General features: G+C 68.8%; 15 protein-coding genes and 3 pseudogenes. 8 read left to right on the top strand and 10 right to left on the bottom strand.

Translation table 11 applies throughout. From position 1 onward, the window contains the following. Positions 1 to 358: 358 nt before the first annotated feature. Positions 359 to 934, top strand: coding sequence for a hypothetical protein (locus ACWC94_RS33995; protein ID WP_450801145.1), 576 nt, complete (start codon positions 359 to 361; stop codon positions 932 to 934). Positions 935 to 1,378: 444 nt separating this feature from the next. Here the strand turns inward: ACWC94_RS33995 and ACWC94_RS34000 are convergent, their stop codons facing one another. Then, a complete protein-coding gene (locus ACWC94_RS34000; protein WP_450801146.1) occupies positions 1,379 to 1,993 on the bottom strand; it encodes a DUF7691 family protein in 615 nt (204 codons plus the stop codon). A gap of 356 nt (positions 1,994 to 2,349) precedes the next feature. On the opposite strand from ACWC94_RS34000, the gene ACWC94_RS34005 reads away from it, so the two are divergent. The 3 genes from ACWC94_RS34005 to ACWC94_RS34015 all read left to right on the top strand — a co-directional run bounded on the left by ACWC94_RS34005 (position 2,350) and on the right by ACWC94_RS34015 (position 5,062). After that, positions 2,350 to 3,303, top strand: coding sequence for a hypothetical protein (locus tag ACWC94_RS34005; RefSeq protein ID WP_450801147.1), 954 nt, complete (start codon positions 2,350 to 2,352; stop codon positions 3,301 to 3,303). Between the two features lie 710 nt (positions 3,304 to 4,013). After that, positions 4,014 to 4,295 (top strand): hypothetical protein, encoded by a 282-nt coding sequence (locus ACWC94_RS34010; protein WP_450801148.1) that lies wholly within the window; start codon positions 4,014 to 4,016, stop codon positions 4,293 to 4,295. Continuing rightward, a complete protein-coding gene (locus ACWC94_RS34015) occupies positions 4,235 to 5,062 on the top strand; it encodes a hypothetical protein (RefSeq protein WP_450801149.1) in 828 nt (275 codons plus the stop codon). The genes ACWC94_RS34010 and ACWC94_RS34015 overlap by 61 nt, the downstream gene beginning before the upstream one ends. Positions 5,063 to 5,466: 404 nt before the next feature. Here ACWC94_RS34015 and ACWC94_RS34020 read toward each other — a convergent pair whose 3' ends face one another. After that, positions 5,467 to 5,823, bottom strand: coding sequence for a hypothetical protein (locus ACWC94_RS34020; protein ID WP_450801150.1), 357 nt, complete (start codon positions 5,821 to 5,823; stop codon positions 5,467 to 5,469). A gap of 69 nt (positions 5,824 to 5,892) precedes the next feature. On the opposite strand from ACWC94_RS34020, the gene ACWC94_RS34025 reads away from it, so the two are divergent. Together ACWC94_RS34025 and ACWC94_RS34030 are read left to right on the top strand one after the other, a co-directional pair. After that, a complete protein-coding gene (locus tag ACWC94_RS34025) occupies positions 5,893 to 6,234 on the top strand; it encodes a hypothetical protein (RefSeq protein WP_450801151.1) in 342 nt (113 codons plus the stop codon). 206 nt (positions 6,235 to 6,440) lie between these two features. After that, positions 6,441 to 6,736 (top strand): annotated as a pseudogene (locus ACWC94_RS34030) (hypothetical protein). 55 nt (positions 6,737 to 6,791) lie between these two features. Here ACWC94_RS34030 and ACWC94_RS34035 read toward each other — a convergent pair. From ACWC94_RS34035 to ACWC94_RS34050, 4 genes and pseudogenes are all read right to left on the bottom strand, one after another. After that, positions 6,792 to 7,165 (bottom strand): annotated as a pseudogene (locus ACWC94_RS34035) (DUF6233 domain-containing protein); the annotation flags it as partial. 33 nt (positions 7,166 to 7,198) lie between these two features. Continuing rightward, positions 7,199 to 9,658: an FtsX-like permease family protein gene (locus tag ACWC94_RS34040; protein ID WP_450801152.1), complete on the bottom strand. Its 2,460-nt coding sequence runs from the start codon at positions 9,656 to 9,658 to the stop codon at positions 7,199 to 7,201. Beyond that, positions 9,652 to 10,437 (bottom strand): ABC transporter ATP-binding protein, encoded by a 786-nt coding sequence (locus ACWC94_RS34045; protein ID WP_450801153.1) that lies wholly within the window; start codon positions 10,435 to 10,437, stop codon positions 9,652 to 9,654. Before ACWC94_RS34045 ends, ACWC94_RS34040 begins: the two co-directional genes overlap by 7 nt. Positions 10,438 to 10,619: 182 nt before the next feature. Continuing rightward, complete coding sequence (locus ACWC94_RS34050; protein ID WP_450801154.1) at positions 10,620 to 11,108, bottom strand: hypothetical protein; 489 nt, start codon at positions 11,106 to 11,108, stop codon at positions 10,620 to 10,622. 1 nt (position 11,109) lies between these two features. Here ACWC94_RS34050 and ACWC94_RS34055 point away from each other — a divergent pair, with 1 nt between their 5' ends. Further along, on the top strand, positions 11,110 to 11,361 hold the full coding sequence (locus tag ACWC94_RS34055) for a hypothetical protein (RefSeq protein ID WP_450801155.1): 252 nt from the start codon (positions 11,110 to 11,112) through the stop codon (positions 11,359 to 11,361). Positions 11,362 to 11,741: 380 nt separating this feature from the next. Here the strand turns inward: ACWC94_RS34055 and ACWC94_RS34060 are convergent, their stop codons facing one another. The 3 genes and pseudogenes from ACWC94_RS34060 to ACWC94_RS34070 all read right to left on the bottom strand — a co-directional run bounded on the left by ACWC94_RS34060 (position 11,742) and on the right by ACWC94_RS34070 (position 13,925). Next, the gene (locus ACWC94_RS34060) at positions 11,742 to 12,443 is read right to left on the bottom strand and encodes a class I SAM-dependent methyltransferase (RefSeq protein ID WP_450801211.1); all 702 of its coding nucleotides are present in this window, start codon (positions 12,441 to 12,443) and stop codon (positions 11,742 to 11,744) included. Positions 12,444 to 12,632: 189 nt separating this feature from the next. Beyond that, a pseudogene (locus ACWC94_RS34065) lies at positions 12,633 to 12,998 on the bottom strand (ATP-binding protein); the annotation flags it as partial. A 99-nt stretch (positions 12,999 to 13,097) separates the two neighbouring features. Continuing rightward, the gene (locus tag ACWC94_RS34070) at positions 13,098 to 13,925 is read right to left on the bottom strand and encodes a helix-turn-helix domain-containing protein (protein ID WP_450801156.1); all 828 of its coding nucleotides are present in this window, start codon (positions 13,923 to 13,925) and stop codon (positions 13,098 to 13,100) included. Between the two features lie 114 nt (positions 13,926 to 14,039). Here ACWC94_RS34070 and ACWC94_RS34075 point away from each other — a divergent pair, with 114 nt between their 5' ends. Continuing rightward, positions 14,040 to 14,816, top strand: a complete 777-nt coding sequence (locus tag ACWC94_RS34075) for an alpha/beta fold hydrolase (RefSeq protein ID WP_450801157.1) — start codon at positions 14,040 to 14,042, stop codon at positions 14,814 to 14,816. Here the strand turns inward: ACWC94_RS34075 and ACWC94_RS34080 are convergent. Next, positions 14,791 to 15,003 (bottom strand): hypothetical protein, encoded by a 213-nt coding sequence (locus tag ACWC94_RS34080; RefSeq protein WP_450801158.1) that lies wholly within the window; start codon positions 15,001 to 15,003, stop codon positions 14,791 to 14,793. The two genes, ACWC94_RS34075 and ACWC94_RS34080, sit on opposite strands and share 26 nt — an antisense overlap.

Genomic DNA, 15,003 nt, shown 5'->3' on the forward strand with positions numbered 1-15,003 from the left:
GGTCGGCGGTACGGTGCGCTTACCGCCCCCTACCGCGTCGCCGCGTGCCCGTCTGGCCGCTCCGCGCCCACTGCGACGCGCGCTTCGCGCGCTCACGCGCTGTGGGACTCGCCCAGCGACGTGCCCCGGCCAGGGGCCCCAAAACCCGCTGTGGCCAGGGGCAATACCCGGGAGAAAGATCGCATCACACCAGCACATAGCACCATCACCGCGTCGCGGCCGGCGTCCGGTCGCTCTGATTTTCGTTGGTCTTCGTCGGTGTCTTGCCTGTAGACCACGTTGCATGGGGATATGGACGGATGCCTTCATTGCGCCTGCCGAGCCGACTCTGCTGTCACGGAGAGAGTTCGGTCAGCTCGTGGTCGACCTGGCGCGCGAGCGTGTGGTGTGCACGCCCTGGGCGCTGCTGGCGGGCGAGCTGTGTGTCAACGCGAGTTTGAATTGGGGGAGCGTCAGTGGACAGGCACGCTGGGACGACCCTGAGATCGGTACCGTCCTGCTTTCTGAGGAGTCCCCCGAAGGCCTGCGGGACGATGATCCGCCGCCGTGGGGCGACTCGCACGAGAGAGCCCGTCTGCTGGCCCGTGGCGAGGCGATTCTCGACGTGCTGCCGGCCCTGGAGCGGGCCCCGTACGGGAACGAGGACGTCGCGGTCGTCTTCTGCCACCTCGACTTCACCAACCGCGCGATCGTCGACTACTTCCAGTACGAGGACAGGCGCACGATGCTCGTTGCCTTCGCCCTGGCCCACCCGCAGAACCGACCCCTGTCCACGAACGACGGCTGGAAACCCCATGGACCGGTGCACCCTGTGCGCACGTGCCTGGTACACACCTTCAAACTCGCGATCGACGACGGTCCGCTTCCGCCCCTCGCGTCCATCGCCACCCGGCATTTCGGCCCTGCCCTGGTCAACGGCGAGACCTGGGGCTGAGTAGCGTTCGTGGAGCCCAGCCGCCTTTGCAGAGCTTCTCTGGGCTGAGCTGCTGGAGCGCGGAGCCAGCGTGCGGCCCGGCCCGGACCAGCGCGGGGCCCGGAGAGTGCTGCTGCTCCACCACCCCGAGACCGGTTGCTTTCTGGTCGGCACCCGACCGCCACGGGTCCAGGCCCGGTCCCCACGATGCCCCGGTCAGGGGGCTGGACTTTCCTGTGTCCGGCTAAACGGCTGGCGGCCCCCTGCCGAGTGGGGTTAACGACGAAATGCGGTTCGGCAGGTGACGTAATGCCGGTCGCGGGGTCAGTGCGCCGCGCGGCAGATTCGCGGCCGGCGACTTTCCCGCCGCGGTGCGTTCCCAATTTGGAAACCTGTGACCCGTCAGGGTCCCGTGGCGAGGGCGAGACAGTCGTCGCGGATGAGGCGGGGCGATTCATCTGGTAGTCAGGACTGGAATCCGATCACGCCGTATCCGGGACGCTGCGCGGCCGCCACGATCCAGTCCACACAGTCGGACAGTGCGCTTTCCACCTCGGGTTCGAGCGATGGTTCCAGGCCAGCGCGGTCAGCCGCCTGGAACTGCTCCAGTGCCGCAACGCACTGCCCGTGCGTCCATTGCCCGCAGCCCGGAAAGTCCGACCACGGCAGCCCATCAGGCATCCCCATCGGCATTCCGAAGTCCGCGACCGACACAGCCGTGACCTCCAGGGCCTTCAGGCCGTCATCCACAGCCTCCAGCCACCCCGCGCGATAGGGGCTGAACGAACTGTTGTTCAGGTGCGACCCGGTCAACGAACACAGTCGCTTGTACGCATAGCCGTACTGGAAACTTCCCGAAGATCGGTCCTGAGGGAACGGGCCTCCGGACACCACCGCTCGCAGCGCTTCGTACGAAGTCGGCGCCCCGTCGGCGATCTCGTCGGCGAACCACTGGTCATCACGTTCCAGGTCGTCCCCGAACTCATCCCGGATCACATTCAATAGCTGATCATCCCGAGAGCCCACCAGCGCCCGGGTGGCCGCCACATCCAACAGGTACACGCTCAACGACATGCTCATGCACACGACCGTATCCGCCATCACTGACAACCGGGTCGCGGGGACTGGGTGACGGTCGGGAGGTGGTCCTCCCCGCCGACGCGCGGGTGTTCCGTCGGCACCCGGCAGCGTGACAGAGTTGTCCGCGTCCTCCCCCCCGATGCGGGGGTGTTCGGCCCTTCGGGCGCGGCGCGCAGATCAGCCGCTCTCCGTCCCGCCGCACGAACTCCAGCGGCCGGCACGCCAGACCCACCACCTGAGGATCCCGGTCCAGCAGCATCAACTGGTCCCGCATCGCAGCGCTCCCGAACGCCACCAGCCGGTAGGGTAGGGCTCTTCGGGCTGCTTGGCTCCCGGAGTCCTAGAGGCGACTGCTCATGAATTTCCGCCCCACGACTGCTGGTTCCGATGCCGCGCTACACCACGTGTGGCGGCTTCCCACTGCTGACGCCGTGCGGGGACACCGAGCCCTTTGGTGGAGCGTCGGGCCCGCCGGGGAGCTTGCGGTCCTGCTGGTCCACCGGCGATACCTCGATCACACCCGCTACATCAAGGGGTGGATCGGGTGGCGGCCCAAAGTCCCGTTCACGGGTGAGCTGGTCACCATCACGGGACAGGAAGAGCGGCGCATCCTGGTGAAGGACATTCGGATCCGGCCCGGTCACTTGGCCCTGCTCCCGGATTCCCGATTCCTGCTGGTGAGCGGCCGTACGTTCCGGAACGAGACCGAGGGCCCCTGGGCGCCCAACGCCGTGATGTTCTCCCCATCAGGTACACCTGAGGCCGAGTTCTGCGTCGGTGATGACATTCCCGCTCTGGTCACCGACGTCGACGGAGGCATCTGGACGGCTTACGGCGACGAGGGCATTTACGGCGGCCACCCCGAGTCAGCAGCGGGCCTCGCGGGCTGGAACACCCAAGGCCAGATCTCCTGGACTCCCAAGGGCCGACTGCCCGACCACCCACTGCAAGGCTGCACCGCCGCGACCGAGAATGAACAGGTATGGCTCGTCTGGTACTCCGGCAATGGCAGAGGTGGCACCTTCCTGACACGGATCACTCCGTCCACCGGCGACGTTGCCAGCTACCCCAGCCCCGTCCCCGCCCCGGACGGATTCGCGGTCCGCGGTAACAGGTCGGTATTCACCCGCCGAGACCACAACAAGCGGTCCGTTGAGCTCATACGTGCCGAGCTCAACGGCCTCACCTGGGCCGTAACCCGCCGCTGCCGGCTGCGGGTGCCCGGTCGAGTCGTCATGCGCTGCGGCCAGGGTCGCGACGGTTCCCTCTGGCTCCGCACAGGCAACACCTGGCTGTGCATAGAAGCATGAACACTCCCACGGAAGTAAGGAGACGGGTAGTTGTCGCTGAGGTGGGGGTCACGTCCGCATCGCGGTCCAGGACCATCAGCTGGGCGCGCATCGCGTTCGACCCCGCGGCCACGTGCCTGCCGGTGGTCGCCGACCACCACAGGCCCGGTCCCCAGCGGCGCCCCGGCACAGCCGGGAACGCCGACACCGGCGGCAGGTCCTCGAACGCCACGGTCATGGCGGCATCCGCCCACCGCTGCTGCACAGGGTGCCCCACCGGGTCGAGGAACACCGCCTCGATTCCACTGCCCTGGTCCACGCCCGCTAGCCCTGCCGGCTCCCGGGCCGGGCTGCTCCTGTGCTGGTCACCCGCGCCAGCCAAGCCGCTCCCGCCGGTGCACACCGCTGTTTTCAGTGTTTCTGCCGCGAACGAGTGCCGTATCAGCTAACAGCCGACTCGGCCCTCAACGCATCGCGCTCAGCCGCCGTCCTCCTGCCCGCCCGCCGTCTGCATCTCCCTGAGTACCTCTACGGCATGTCCACCCACCGGGCCACCTTCTGAAGGGGCACCCCGCCGTTCACCGCCGCCAGAGCGGTCCGTTTCCAGGCGTTCTCGATCAGGCTGGCACTGTGACCGAGGCCGCGCAGCAGCCTCTGGGCGACGTCGGCGGTCGCTGCACGACATGCACCGCTCGGCGACGCACGTGAACCTGCCGCTGCAGGAGACACCGATGTCGTTGAAGGTGTCGAAGCTGGTCAACCGCCGCCTGCGCAACAACGCGCTGAAGAGGAGGGCCTCGACCTGGCCCGGGGTGATGGTCACCGGCTGGGGCTACCAGGGCAAGACCGAGACCGTCTGCGAAGTCGCCGCCGCCTTCGAGGACGACTGGCTGGCCATGCACAACTACCTCAACCCACCGCCATCGAGGAAACCCTGGATCTGCACGCTCCGGTGGTCTACATCCAAACGCCGGTCACCGCGAAGCCGAAGAGCACGTGCCAGACGATCCTAAACTTCTTCGACGCACCCACCAAGGGGATGACGCTGCCCCAGCTGATCAACCAGGTCGCGTGTTCCCTGGACGATCACGGCGTCAAGGCCCTGATCCTGGACGACGTCACCCGGCTCCGCATGCACCGGGCCGACGACCAGGACACCCTCGACCTGATCCGGGCCTTCATGAGCATGAACGTCACGCTCATCCTGGTTGGCGCCGACATCCCCGGCTCCGGTCTCCTGCGCGAGGCAAAACGCGATGTCCAAAGCGGCCAGTGGCGTTTCCCGCCGACCGACCACACCCGCATCCACGGTCTGGAAGTCACCCAGACCGAACGTCGCTTCGACCTCGTCGAACTCGACCACTTCCGCTACACCACCTCCGATGACATCACGGCCTTCCACCACCATCTGCGCGGCATCCAGGAGAACTTGCGGCTGCTGGAGGCGCCAGCGGACATGCTCACCGCGGGCACGATGCCCGAGTACCTCTTCCGCCGCACCGACGGTGTCATCAGCCTGCTCGAACGGCTCATCGAGGACGGCTGCCAAGAAGCGATGGGCAGCGGCAAGGAACTGCTCGACGAGAACCTGCTCGACGAGATCATCATCAGCCTCGACGATCCCAGCCGCGACCCCGCGCCGGTGAAGTCCCACCGGTCCCGCAGGCCACTCCTGCGGACAGGCCGCCAGATCATCGGGTCCGGGGGCCCGGCCCCCTCCACGGCCGGGGGCCGGCGCCCGGCCGCTGGCCGGTCGCGGACGACGGGAGGGCGAGCCTGATGGCGGGCAAGCGCAAGGAGAACGAGGCGGGATCGAGCAACGACCTGCGCGCGGATGCGCTGCGCGTCCTCGGGGTGTTCAAGGTCGCCACAGCCGACCAGATCCAGCGGCTGTCCTCGCCGCACCTGACCTACCGGCACACGACCAAGCCGACCCCAGCGAAGCGGAAGGAAGCCCGGACCGCTTGCCACCGGGCTGCGGTGAACGACCTGCGGCGCCACGGCATGGCCCTCGACGGCGGCCGGACGCGGGGCGGGGAGGAGACCCGGCTGCTCACGAAGGACGGTCTGGCCGCCGCCGCGATCGACCTGGACCGCGACCTGGACGCGGGGGAGCCGACCGAAGCGGTCGCGGCCGCGCAGGCCCGCCGTCGACGCACCCGACGGGATCGGCACCCTCGCCCCCTACGCCACCGAGGTCGCGCTCCCGGTGAAAGGCACCTGGAAGAACCCCGCGATCAGCAGCGCCCGCGCCGACGTCGTCCTGACCGCCCCGGAGGCCGGTGTGCCGCTGCTGTTCATCGAGGCCGACAACTGCACCGAGAGAGCCGTCTTCATCGCCCAGAAGTTCGACAAGTACGCCCGGTTCTTCCAGCGGCAGGAGAAGGACACCGACGGCATCGAGAAGCCGCTGTGGCGCACCCGCTGGTCCGCGCCCGCCTCTGATGAGTACGAGCGGGTGCACCCTCCGGTCCTGCTCGTCTTCCACCAGGCGGGCCAGCGCTCCGCCAAGAGCCAGATGGCCAGGGTCGCCGACCTCACCCCCACCACTGGCAGGGGCGGTGGCATCCCGAGGGCGGCTATCACTCCTACGACTGCTGCATCCCGATGGTGGCGACCACGCTGGAGGAGCTGCGCGAACACGGCCCGGCCGGGCCCGCCTTCTGGCGCTTCGGCCGCGACCACCGCCAGCCGCTGCTGGACGCGATCGGCAACGCCCGCCGGGACGCCTACCTCGCCCGCCGCCGCCAGGCCGCCAGGGAAGAGGAGCGGCGCCGTGCAGAGCGGGAAGCCCCGCAGCGGGAGGCGCGGCGGCCGGTGTGCAAGGACTGCGGGCAGAAGTTCACCGACGCTAGGTGGGAGGCGATCGGCTACACCCGGGACTGGAGCAAGCGCCAGTCGCACCCGCACCTGTGCGAGGACTGCCAGGATCGGGCCGTCGCAGCCGAGTAGCAGGCGGAAGCCGACGAACGCGAGCGCCAGGAGCAGGAGCGCCTGCGCCAGGAGGCAGAGGAACAGGCCGCCGCGCAGAAGGCTGGCGGCTGGTTCTCCCGCTTCCGCACCTGACCCGGGCAAGCCGCGGCGACCGACCGCGCGGGCAAGCCCAAGGCAGCCCTGGGCAAGCCCGCGTTGTCGGTGGCGGCTGCAACGCTGATCAGATGAATGGCGATGAGCAGCTGCTGAACGGCCGGGTCTACGGCGCGGAGCATGACGACCCCAATCCCGGCCCGCTCCCACACCGGACCTACGCCGAGCTGGTCGGCGGGCCGCTGGACGGCCTGCTGCTGGACATCCACGGCTGGCGCACCGAGGAAGTCGACGACGGCGTGGCCCTGTCCACCGAGCTGTCACGGTGGCCCGGCGGTCGCGCCCTGTACGACCCGCGCCCCGGCGAACCCCGCAGCCCGGCCCGGGTGTGAGCTGCCGCTTCTACTACTCCGGCGACACACCCTGACCACAGGCCCGACCACGGCACCGGTCGCCCCGACCACAGACCCGACCACGGCAGGTCAGGAGTCGGTGATGTGATCGAACCCGCTCAGCATCGGCGTCAGCTCCTGAGCGCACCCGCACAGCGTGCACAGCCGCGTCCCCGGGTTCCCCGCGACGTTCAGCGCGTGCTCCACATCGAGCAGCGGTGCGCCCTGCGGAGCTTCTTCGCAGTCCGGCGCGTGCAGCACGCCCCGGGCCGGGCCCCGCCCCTCACGCACCTTCGCCAGCCCCCCGAAGGCCGGCGCTCCCCGAGCACCTCGCGGACCGCCGACTGGCGCGACGGCTCCAGCCGCTCGGTGGCGACCTGGTCGTAGTCGACACCGTCGACCGGCCGCACACGGTCAGGCGCGCGAACCCACCCCCGGTACTCCGCCGCCTCCACTCCGCCGTCCAACTGGTGGAGGGGCAGTATTCCGAGGGTGTGCTATTCACGGATGTCTACGGCCTCAATGGCAGGCCGACGGCTTGCACTCCAGGTCGCGGCTGACGCGGTGGCCAGGGCGACGAGGGCGCAGATCGCGACGGTCCCCCCTATCTGGGTCCATGGGATCACCGTCGGAGCCGCCGTCATGAGCCTGCTTAGCGAGGCATGCTGGGTCACCGCGGCCAGTACGGTCGCCACGGTGGCGAGGACTGTGCCGACGACCACCGCCACGGCGGACTCGGCCGCGGCGACCCTCATGATCTGTCCGCGCGCGGTGCCGGCGAGTGCGAGCAGGGCGAACTCGCGCCGCCGTCCGGCCATCGCCATGATCAGCGTGTTGGCGACCGCGATCAGGGCGTACGCCAGCGCGATCCCCAGGATCACCACCGCGGCGTTGTTCGTCTGCCGCGCGGCGTGCGAACGCTGGGCCTTGAGGTATGCGTCGTATGTCATGACGTGGGCTCCTGAGTCCGCCAGTGCCCGGTTCACCGCGGCCGTCTGCTGCGCGTCGAGTTTCCTGCTGGTGCCGACCGCGGAGTCGAGGTAGACCTGACTAGTCGTCAATGTGTCGGCCAGCGCGGAAGGGACGTAGGTGTCGTCCCCGTGCAGGCCGCGCGCGACGACGGCGGCGATGACGGTCGGGACCCGGCGGCCGGTCGGCAGCAGGGCGACAACGTGCTGCCCCACCGACAGGTCGTCGGATTCGGCCGCGTGCTCGTCGATGACCAGGAAGTTCTCGGGCAGCGAGGTGAGAGAGCCGGAGATCACGGGTGGCCGGATGGTGTCGCCCATCGCCTTCCTGGGCACCGCGTTCGTCGTCAGCGAGTCGATCTGCTCGCCGTGGGCCGTACCGATCCGGACGTTCATGGCGGCCACCGGGGTGACCCGGACGCCGGGCACGGCCCGGAGCCGGTCCAGGGTCCTCGCGTCGAGCCCGAGATCGCTGCCGGGCACCACGACGGCCGACGCGTGGATCTCCTGCCGCTGCCGAGCGATTACCGCGGCGTCGCCGGACTTCTGCATGGTCAGCAGCGTGCCTACCAGACCGACGGCCACCACGATCGGCGCCACGGTGGCGGCTGTGCGGCGCCGGGAGGCGAGGAGGTTCTCGCGCACCAGCAGCGGGCCGGCCTTCGCCGAGCGGCGCAGCGGACGGATCAGCAGCCTGGTGACCGGAGGCAGCAGGACCGGGGAGAGCAGGGTGACCGCACCGACGTAGAGAACCGGGACCGCCTCGTACTTGCGTACGGTGGCCGCCAGATACGGCGTGGTCCGGGCGATCTCGATGCCCGCGACGACCGCACCCGCCAGCATGCCGATCCCCAGCAGCCAGCGGATCGGCGTCATACCGCGGCGTTCCACGGCGCTCTCGCGCAGCACCTCGATGGGCCGGATCAGCGAGACGCGCAGCAGGGTCGCGGCCGAGCCGGCCAGCGCCGCGGCCACACCGATGACGAAGGAGATCAGCAAGGGCACGACGTTGAAGGGGATGGTGAACCATGACGGGGCCACATCGTGGTCCAGCATCCAAGAGCGCAGCGGTACGGTCCCGAGCGGCGCGAGTACGCATCCGGTGATCGCCGCGGCCAGGCCGATCAGCAGGGCCTCGCCGAGCACCATGCGCCGCACCTGCCGGGGCGCGGCGCCCACCAGCCGCAGCAGCGCCAGTTCGCGGCGGCGCTGCTCGGTGGCGAAGGCGAAGGTCGCGACGACGACGAACACGGCGACGCACACGGCGAGTCCGGTCGTGCTGCCCGCCATGGCCTGGGCGTTGGCCAGTGCCGCGGACCCGCCGGTGTCATCAGGGTCGATCCGCGTCAGGTCCTCGCCGGTGAGGACCACGGCCCGGCCGCCCACGAGCGAGGAGAGCCGGCCCGCGTCCTGGTCGGTGACGAGCGCGTTGACGCCCGGGGACAGCCGCTCCGCCTCCGCGTCGTTGAAGAAGACCGCGTTCTCGAACCAGAGCGCGCCGGTGACGCCCACCACCCGGTAGCGGCGCACGCCGTCGCGCGTCGCCACCTCGGTCTGATGTCCAATCAGTGCCTTGCTGCCACCGCCCACGGCGATCTCGCCCGTGCCGCTGGGCACCCGCCCGGCCACCAGGCGGTAGCCCGCATAACGGGCCGAGGACCAGGGGTGGCCTGTCGTGTCCGAGGGCCCGGAGGCGAGCCGCGCAGGGAAACTGCGGTCCGCCGTGACATGCCCGGCCGCGGCCACCTTAGCGACGAGGTCCGCCGGGAGAATCGCGGGCGCCTTCATCGGGTTCCCGTCGAAGCCCAACGGTGCAACCACGGCCGAGGCTTCCTTGAAACGCTGCGAGCCCGGGTGAGGCGTGCCGAAGGTCGCCGCCAGAGTCAGCGTCATCATGCCGATCATCGTCGTACCGAGGGCGAGGGCGACGAAGGCGCCCACGAAGCCCATCAGACGGTGGCGCAGGGTGACTGCGGCGATCTTCAGCACGGCTTCGTCCCGCTCTCGCCCGGCTCCAGCTGGGCCATCCGCAGGGCAACGGACTCGGCCGTCGGCTCGGCCAGCTCACCGGTCACCCGGCCGTCTGCGAGGAAGACCACGCGCTGCGCATACGAGGCGGCCACCGGGTCGTGCGTCACCATGACGACCGTCTGCCCGTGCTCGTCCACCACGCCGCGCAGCAACTCCAGGACATCGCGCGCGGTGCGTGAGTCCAGCGCGCCGGTCGGCTCGTCCGCAAAGATCACCTTGGGTCTGGTCACCAGGGCGCGGGCGATGGCGACCCGCTGCTGCTGGCCACCGGAGAGCTCGGCAGGCCGGTGTCCGCCACGCTCGGCAAGACCCACCTCGGCGAGTCCCCGGTCGATGGCCACCGCGTCAATCTCCCGCCCGGCCAGCCGCAGCGGCAGCTCCACGTTCTGCCGAGCGGTCAGCGCCGGAATCAGGTTGAAGGACTGGAAGATGAACCCCATCTGCTCACGCCGCAGCTCGGTCAGCGCGCGCTCGGAAAGCCTGTGCAGCGGCGCCCCGTCGAGCAGGACCTGGCCCGTGTCGACCCGGTCGAGACCTGCCGCGCATTGCAGCAGCGTCGACTTGCCCGAGCCCGAAGGACCCATGATCGCGGTGAACGTTCCAGTGAGGAAGGACAGGCTGACCCCGGCCAGGGCAGTGATGCGGTGATCGGGGCTGCCGTATGTCTTGTGCAGAGTGGTCAGGGTGACGACCTCGCGAACGCTCGCGGCACCGCCCCCGGATATGTCCGAGGCCAATGCCTGGCCGGGTGATCGCGATGCTTTGAAAGCCTTGTTCCGGAACACTCGCTCGCCTTCTCCGTGGGGCATTGCTCTTCCGCCACATGCACGTTAGGGCCGCATGCGGCACCCCCACCTCCGGACTGCCCCTGAGATCGACCCTGAGGAACCCCTGACTGCAGAAGGCAGCAAGCAGCCCACTATTTGGTGGCCATGCGGGCTGCGAAGTAGGTGCTCCAGTCACCTTTGGCATAGTCCGCTCTGGGCCGTGCTGGGATGCATTCGAAGAGGTCGGCGACCACGATGGGCGGAAGGCTGGTGACCGCTTCGATCATGGCGGTGTTGCGGGCGGAGAGGACGGGCAGCCCGCACTGGTTCAGGAGGTTGTGGGTGCCGACCACGTTCCGTGGCCTGCCCGGTGCCTTGCCCGGGAAGAGGTAGCTGGTGTCGTTGCCGAACTGCTGGCGCATCCGTGAGTCGGTCACGGGCTGGGCGATCTCTTCCTCGATAAGGAGGGCCAGCTTCGGCGGCAGGAGCACGGGGTGGCGGTCGAGGGTGAGGTAGGCGCCGGTCTGGTCACGGCGGAAACGGGCGGTGGTCAGTTGGACGATGCGGGAGACGGGGACGGCATAGAGCCTGACCAGGGCACCGATGATGCGTGCTTCCCGGGGAACAACGGCGAATGCCATCATGACGGTGGTGGGGGAGTTCCTGCGGTTCGGTGTTGCGCACGGCTGGATGCCGGCCGACACAGCCGGGCTGCTGTCCCAGCCGAAGTTGCTGCGCTTCACCCCGCCCGGCTTCGACACCGGCGAGGCGAGCCAGCGGCGCCAGGCGCAGGCGGCCGCGTTCCGTTTCCAGGTCACCGAGCCCGGCTATGAGGACCTCAGCGGTGAGCAGATCCGCCGCATGATCGCTCTCGCCCCCAGTGCCCAGGACTGATTCCTGGTCGGGCTGCTGGCGTGTACGGGGCTGCGGATCGGTGAGGTGCTGGGCCTGCACCGTGGCGACATGCACCTGCTGGCTTCCTCCCGTTGATTTAGTCGGGTCTTAGGGGCTCCACGTCTTCGGTGGGAGTCGGCGCCAGGGTTAGACCCTTCGTGACGTGGATGTACTCGACCGTGCTTCGCGGTTTTCGGTGAGAATGGGCGCCGTTTCAGCGGGATTGGGAGCTACTCAACAGGTGACCCTCCCAGCCAGGGCGGGGTGTTCGGTGATACCGCCGGTGAAGTGTCGATAGCTTGTGACTGCTGGCCCCTGGCTGCCTCCCTGACAAGACGCGGCCAGGAGCCCGCCCGGTCGGTCCAGTCCCCGGTTTGGGGTCAAAACGCGCGGAAGTCCTCAAAGGAAGGCTCGAACGAGGGGTCAGGCAGGCGATAAGCCTTGCACCGGGCCTCTTGGTTGCCCTGAGGTCCGACGCTGATGGTCTCGCCAGGGAAGGCGTCGGGGATCACCGTCCATCCCAGGTTCCGCTCGTAGTACTGCACTGCCGTGTGCACGGAGGGCCACCAGTCGTCGTCGATGACGATCAGGCCACCGGGTCGGACGATCTTGCGCAAGAAGTAGAGATCGACGAAGACTTCGTGGAACCGGTGACTGCCATCCACGAATGCCGCGTCGGCGACGAAGCCTTCGGTGAGGAGCTGGGGGAGCGCGATCGACGAAGGAGTGAGCATGAGCGTAGCGATCGAGTCCAGCCCCGCGGAGCACAGCAGATCCCAGCCGGCATTGGAGTACTCGCGTTCTTGAAACGGGTCGATGATGACGTGCCGGGGGAACGGACGGTTGACGGTTGTCAGTGCCTCACCGATGGCGAGCGCAGAGCTGGCGTAGGCGAGACCGACCTCGACAACCTTCTCGGCCCCCTCGGAGACCATCAGATCGCGCAGTTGGTCGCAGTGCTTCTCGGGCACCGTGACGGTCTCGAAGTCTCCCTCTTGGTCTCGCGTCCGCGGCGGCCCCTCCTGCGTGAGTCGGCGGCGCACCACGCGAACCCGCGTCGCACGTTCGTCCGTGTTCGTCATGCTGTCCACTCCTCCGCGGTAAGGCAGCACCTGACCCTCACCATAGAAGGGGGGACGAACCTGTGGGCTGTCACTTGACTCGTGGAATGGCGTCGATCTGGCGGCGAATTCTGGCGTCTCCTCACGAGGCGGGTGAGGACAGGGGAGCGCGTCATCAAACCCTGTCGCCAATCGCCATTTGCGGTCCAGGCTGAGGTAGCCGAATTCATCGAGACACAGGAGCTCGACCTTGCTGTAATGGTTGATCACGGAGGAGAGTCGGCGGCCGGCGTCGGCCTCGGCGAGCTGGTTGACCAACGCGCTGGTGGTGGTGTAGCGGACGGACATGCCGGGCTCGGCGATCGCGGTGCCGATCCCGATGAGCAGGAGGGACTTGCCTGTGCCGCTGTCGCCGATCAGCACCAGTGGACGGCCGTCGCGGACCCAGGCCGGGGACTTCAGGTCGGCGACGACCTCGGGGGTGACGTTCGGGTTCTTGTCGAAGTCGAAGTGCTCCAGGCGTTTTTGCCGCGGGAAGCGGGCCAGCCGCAATAGCCACTGCTGGCGGCGCAGGGCACGGTCGGCGAGTGCAGCGAGGCGAGTACGGAGTTCCGGCGATCATGGTTGTGACACTCCGTGATGATGGATGTGAGTGCCTTGCTTGAGTGCACCGCCTCACTCGACGGCTACCGTCGTCTTCCATGTGCCCGGGCGCATGCCTGTCGCCTTGTAGAAGAACACCGAGAAGTTGGATGCGTCGGGGAAGCCGAGCGTGGCGGCGCAGCGGGCTGCGGTGAGGCGGTCGTGCGCGAGGAGCCGTTTGGCTTCCAGGATGATCCGGTCGACGATGTATGCCTTCGCGGTGCGGCCTGTGGCCTGCTGCACCGCTCGTGAGAGGGTGCGGGGCGCGTATCCCAGAGCACGGGCGTAGTAGCTGGCGTCGTGGTGGTTACGGAAGTGCGTCTCGACGCTGGAGCGGAACAACCGGAACACCGGATGTGTGAACCGTGCTTCGGCGTGCGGGGGCCGCAGCCGGGCGATGAGCGCGGAAAGCAGGATTTCGGGTAGCTCCGTGGAGAAGTCCTCGGGTGCGGCGGATGCTTCGAGGAGGAGATGGTCGCGCGCGGTGTCGACGAACAGCCAGTCGGCGTCGGGGATGCTCCAGTGCGCGGCCAGGTCCGGGGAGGCGACAAGCTGCCGGGTGGCGTGGGTGACCGGCGCTGTCGGCACGAACAATACGAGGTGCCCCGCCACATCGCCGATGTCGTCCCACCGGTGCACCGCTCCGGGTGGAATCCACACCGCGGACCGCTCTGTGAGCGGGTGGTGGAGGAAGTCCACCGTGACCGAGCCGTGTCCGGCGTCGATGACGGCGAGGACGTGGAAGTCGGCGCGCTGGGTGCCGCCGTCGTTCAGCTCGCGAAGGCGGTCGAACGTCATGGTCTCGACCGCGGCGGCGCGGCGCCCTGCGGGCTGGTAGGTCATCTGCCGAATCACGGTCACGTGTCCAGTTTTCACCATCGGGCGACCAGTCACGCCGATGCCCCGTCCGGGTGCAGAAGTTTCAATGAACTCACAGGACAGTCGCTCAGAACACTGATTGGACGAAGAGCCACCATGAGCATGACGCAGCAGACGCTTCTGCCCGTTTACGACCACCGGCCGGGGACCGGACCGACCCTGGTGTTCCTGCACTACTGGGGTGGTTCCGCCCGTACCTGGGACCTCGTCGTCGACCGCCTCGCGGGCCGTGACGTGCTCACGGTCGACTTCCGCGGGTGGAGCCGGTCGAGCGCGCTGCCCGGCCCCTACACGCTCGGTCAGCTCGCCGACGACACGCTCGCCGTGCTCGCCGACGCGGGGGTCACCGACTACGTCCTGGTGGGGCATTCGATGGGGGGCAAGGTCGCACAGCTGATCGCGGCCACCCGGCCCGCCGGCCTGCGTGGCATCGTCCTCGTCGGCTCCGGCCCGGCGAAGCCCGCCGCACAGATCACCCCCGAGTACCAGGAAGCCCTGTCGCACGCTTACGACTCCGCCGATTCCGTAACCGGGGCACGGGACCACATCCTCACCGCCACCGAGCTGCCCGCATCGGTCAAGGCACAGATTGTGACCGATTCGCGGACCGTCACCGACGCCGCCCGCACTGAGTGGCCGCTGCGCGGCATCGCGCAGGACATCACCGAGCACACGCGCATGGTCAGCGTTCCCGCTCTCGTCGTCGCCGGAGAGAACGATCAGGTCGAACCCGTCGACGTGCTCCGCGGCAACCTGGTGCCCTACCTCTCCCAGGCCGACTTCGTGGTGGTCCCGCACACCGGTCACCTGATCCCGCTGGAAGCCCCAGCCGACCTTGTCGAGGCCATCACGGCCTTCGCACCAGCAGCCTGACCACGACGCCGGCGGGGAGCAGCGCCTGCGCCTGTTGGAGCCGGGTGAGCACGCCCTGGCGGACGTGGGCCCAGGCGCCCGCAGCGTCCTGTTTGCGGTCGTCGACCCTCAGGCCGTGCACGCGGGCGTCGAGGAGGACCTCGCCGCGCTCCTGGACAGGGATCGCGGCGACTCTCCGGTCGGACAT

It is taken from the genome of Streptomyces sp. NPDC001135, from assembly GCF_053598395.1.

Bases quoted from the DNA above. Each gene is read 5' to 3' on its own strand.
- ACWC94_RS34000 (WP_450801146.1), bottom strand. From the start codon at position 1,993: ATGAGCATGTCGTTGAGCGTGTACCTGTTGGATGTGGCGGCCACCCGG.
- ACWC94_RS34005 (WP_450801147.1), top strand. From the start codon at position 2,350: ATGAATTTCCGCCCCACGACTGCTGGTTCCGATGCCGCGCTACACCAC.
- ACWC94_RS34010 (WP_450801148.1), top strand. From the start codon at position 4,014: ATGTCGTTGAAGGTGTCGAAGCTGGTCAACCGCCGCCTGCGCAACAAC.
- ACWC94_RS34050 (WP_450801154.1), bottom strand. From the start codon at position 11,108: ATGGCATTCGCCGTTGTTCCCCGGGAAGCACGCATCATCGGTGCCCTG.
- ACWC94_RS34055 (WP_450801155.1), top strand. From the start codon at position 11,110: ATGACGGTGGTGGGGGAGTTCCTGCGGTTCGGTGTTGCGCACGGCTGG.
- ACWC94_RS34060 (WP_450801211.1), bottom strand. From the start codon at position 12,443: ATGACGAACACGGACGAACGTGCGACGCGGGTTCGCGTGGTGCGCCGC.
- ACWC94_RS34075 (WP_450801157.1), top strand. From the start codon at position 14,040: ATGAGCATGACGCAGCAGACGCTTCTGCCCGTTTACGACCACCGGCCG.
- ACWC94_RS34080 (WP_450801158.1), bottom strand. From the start codon at position 15,003: ATGTCCGACCGGAGAGTCGCCGCGATCCCTGTCCAGGAGCGCGGCGAG.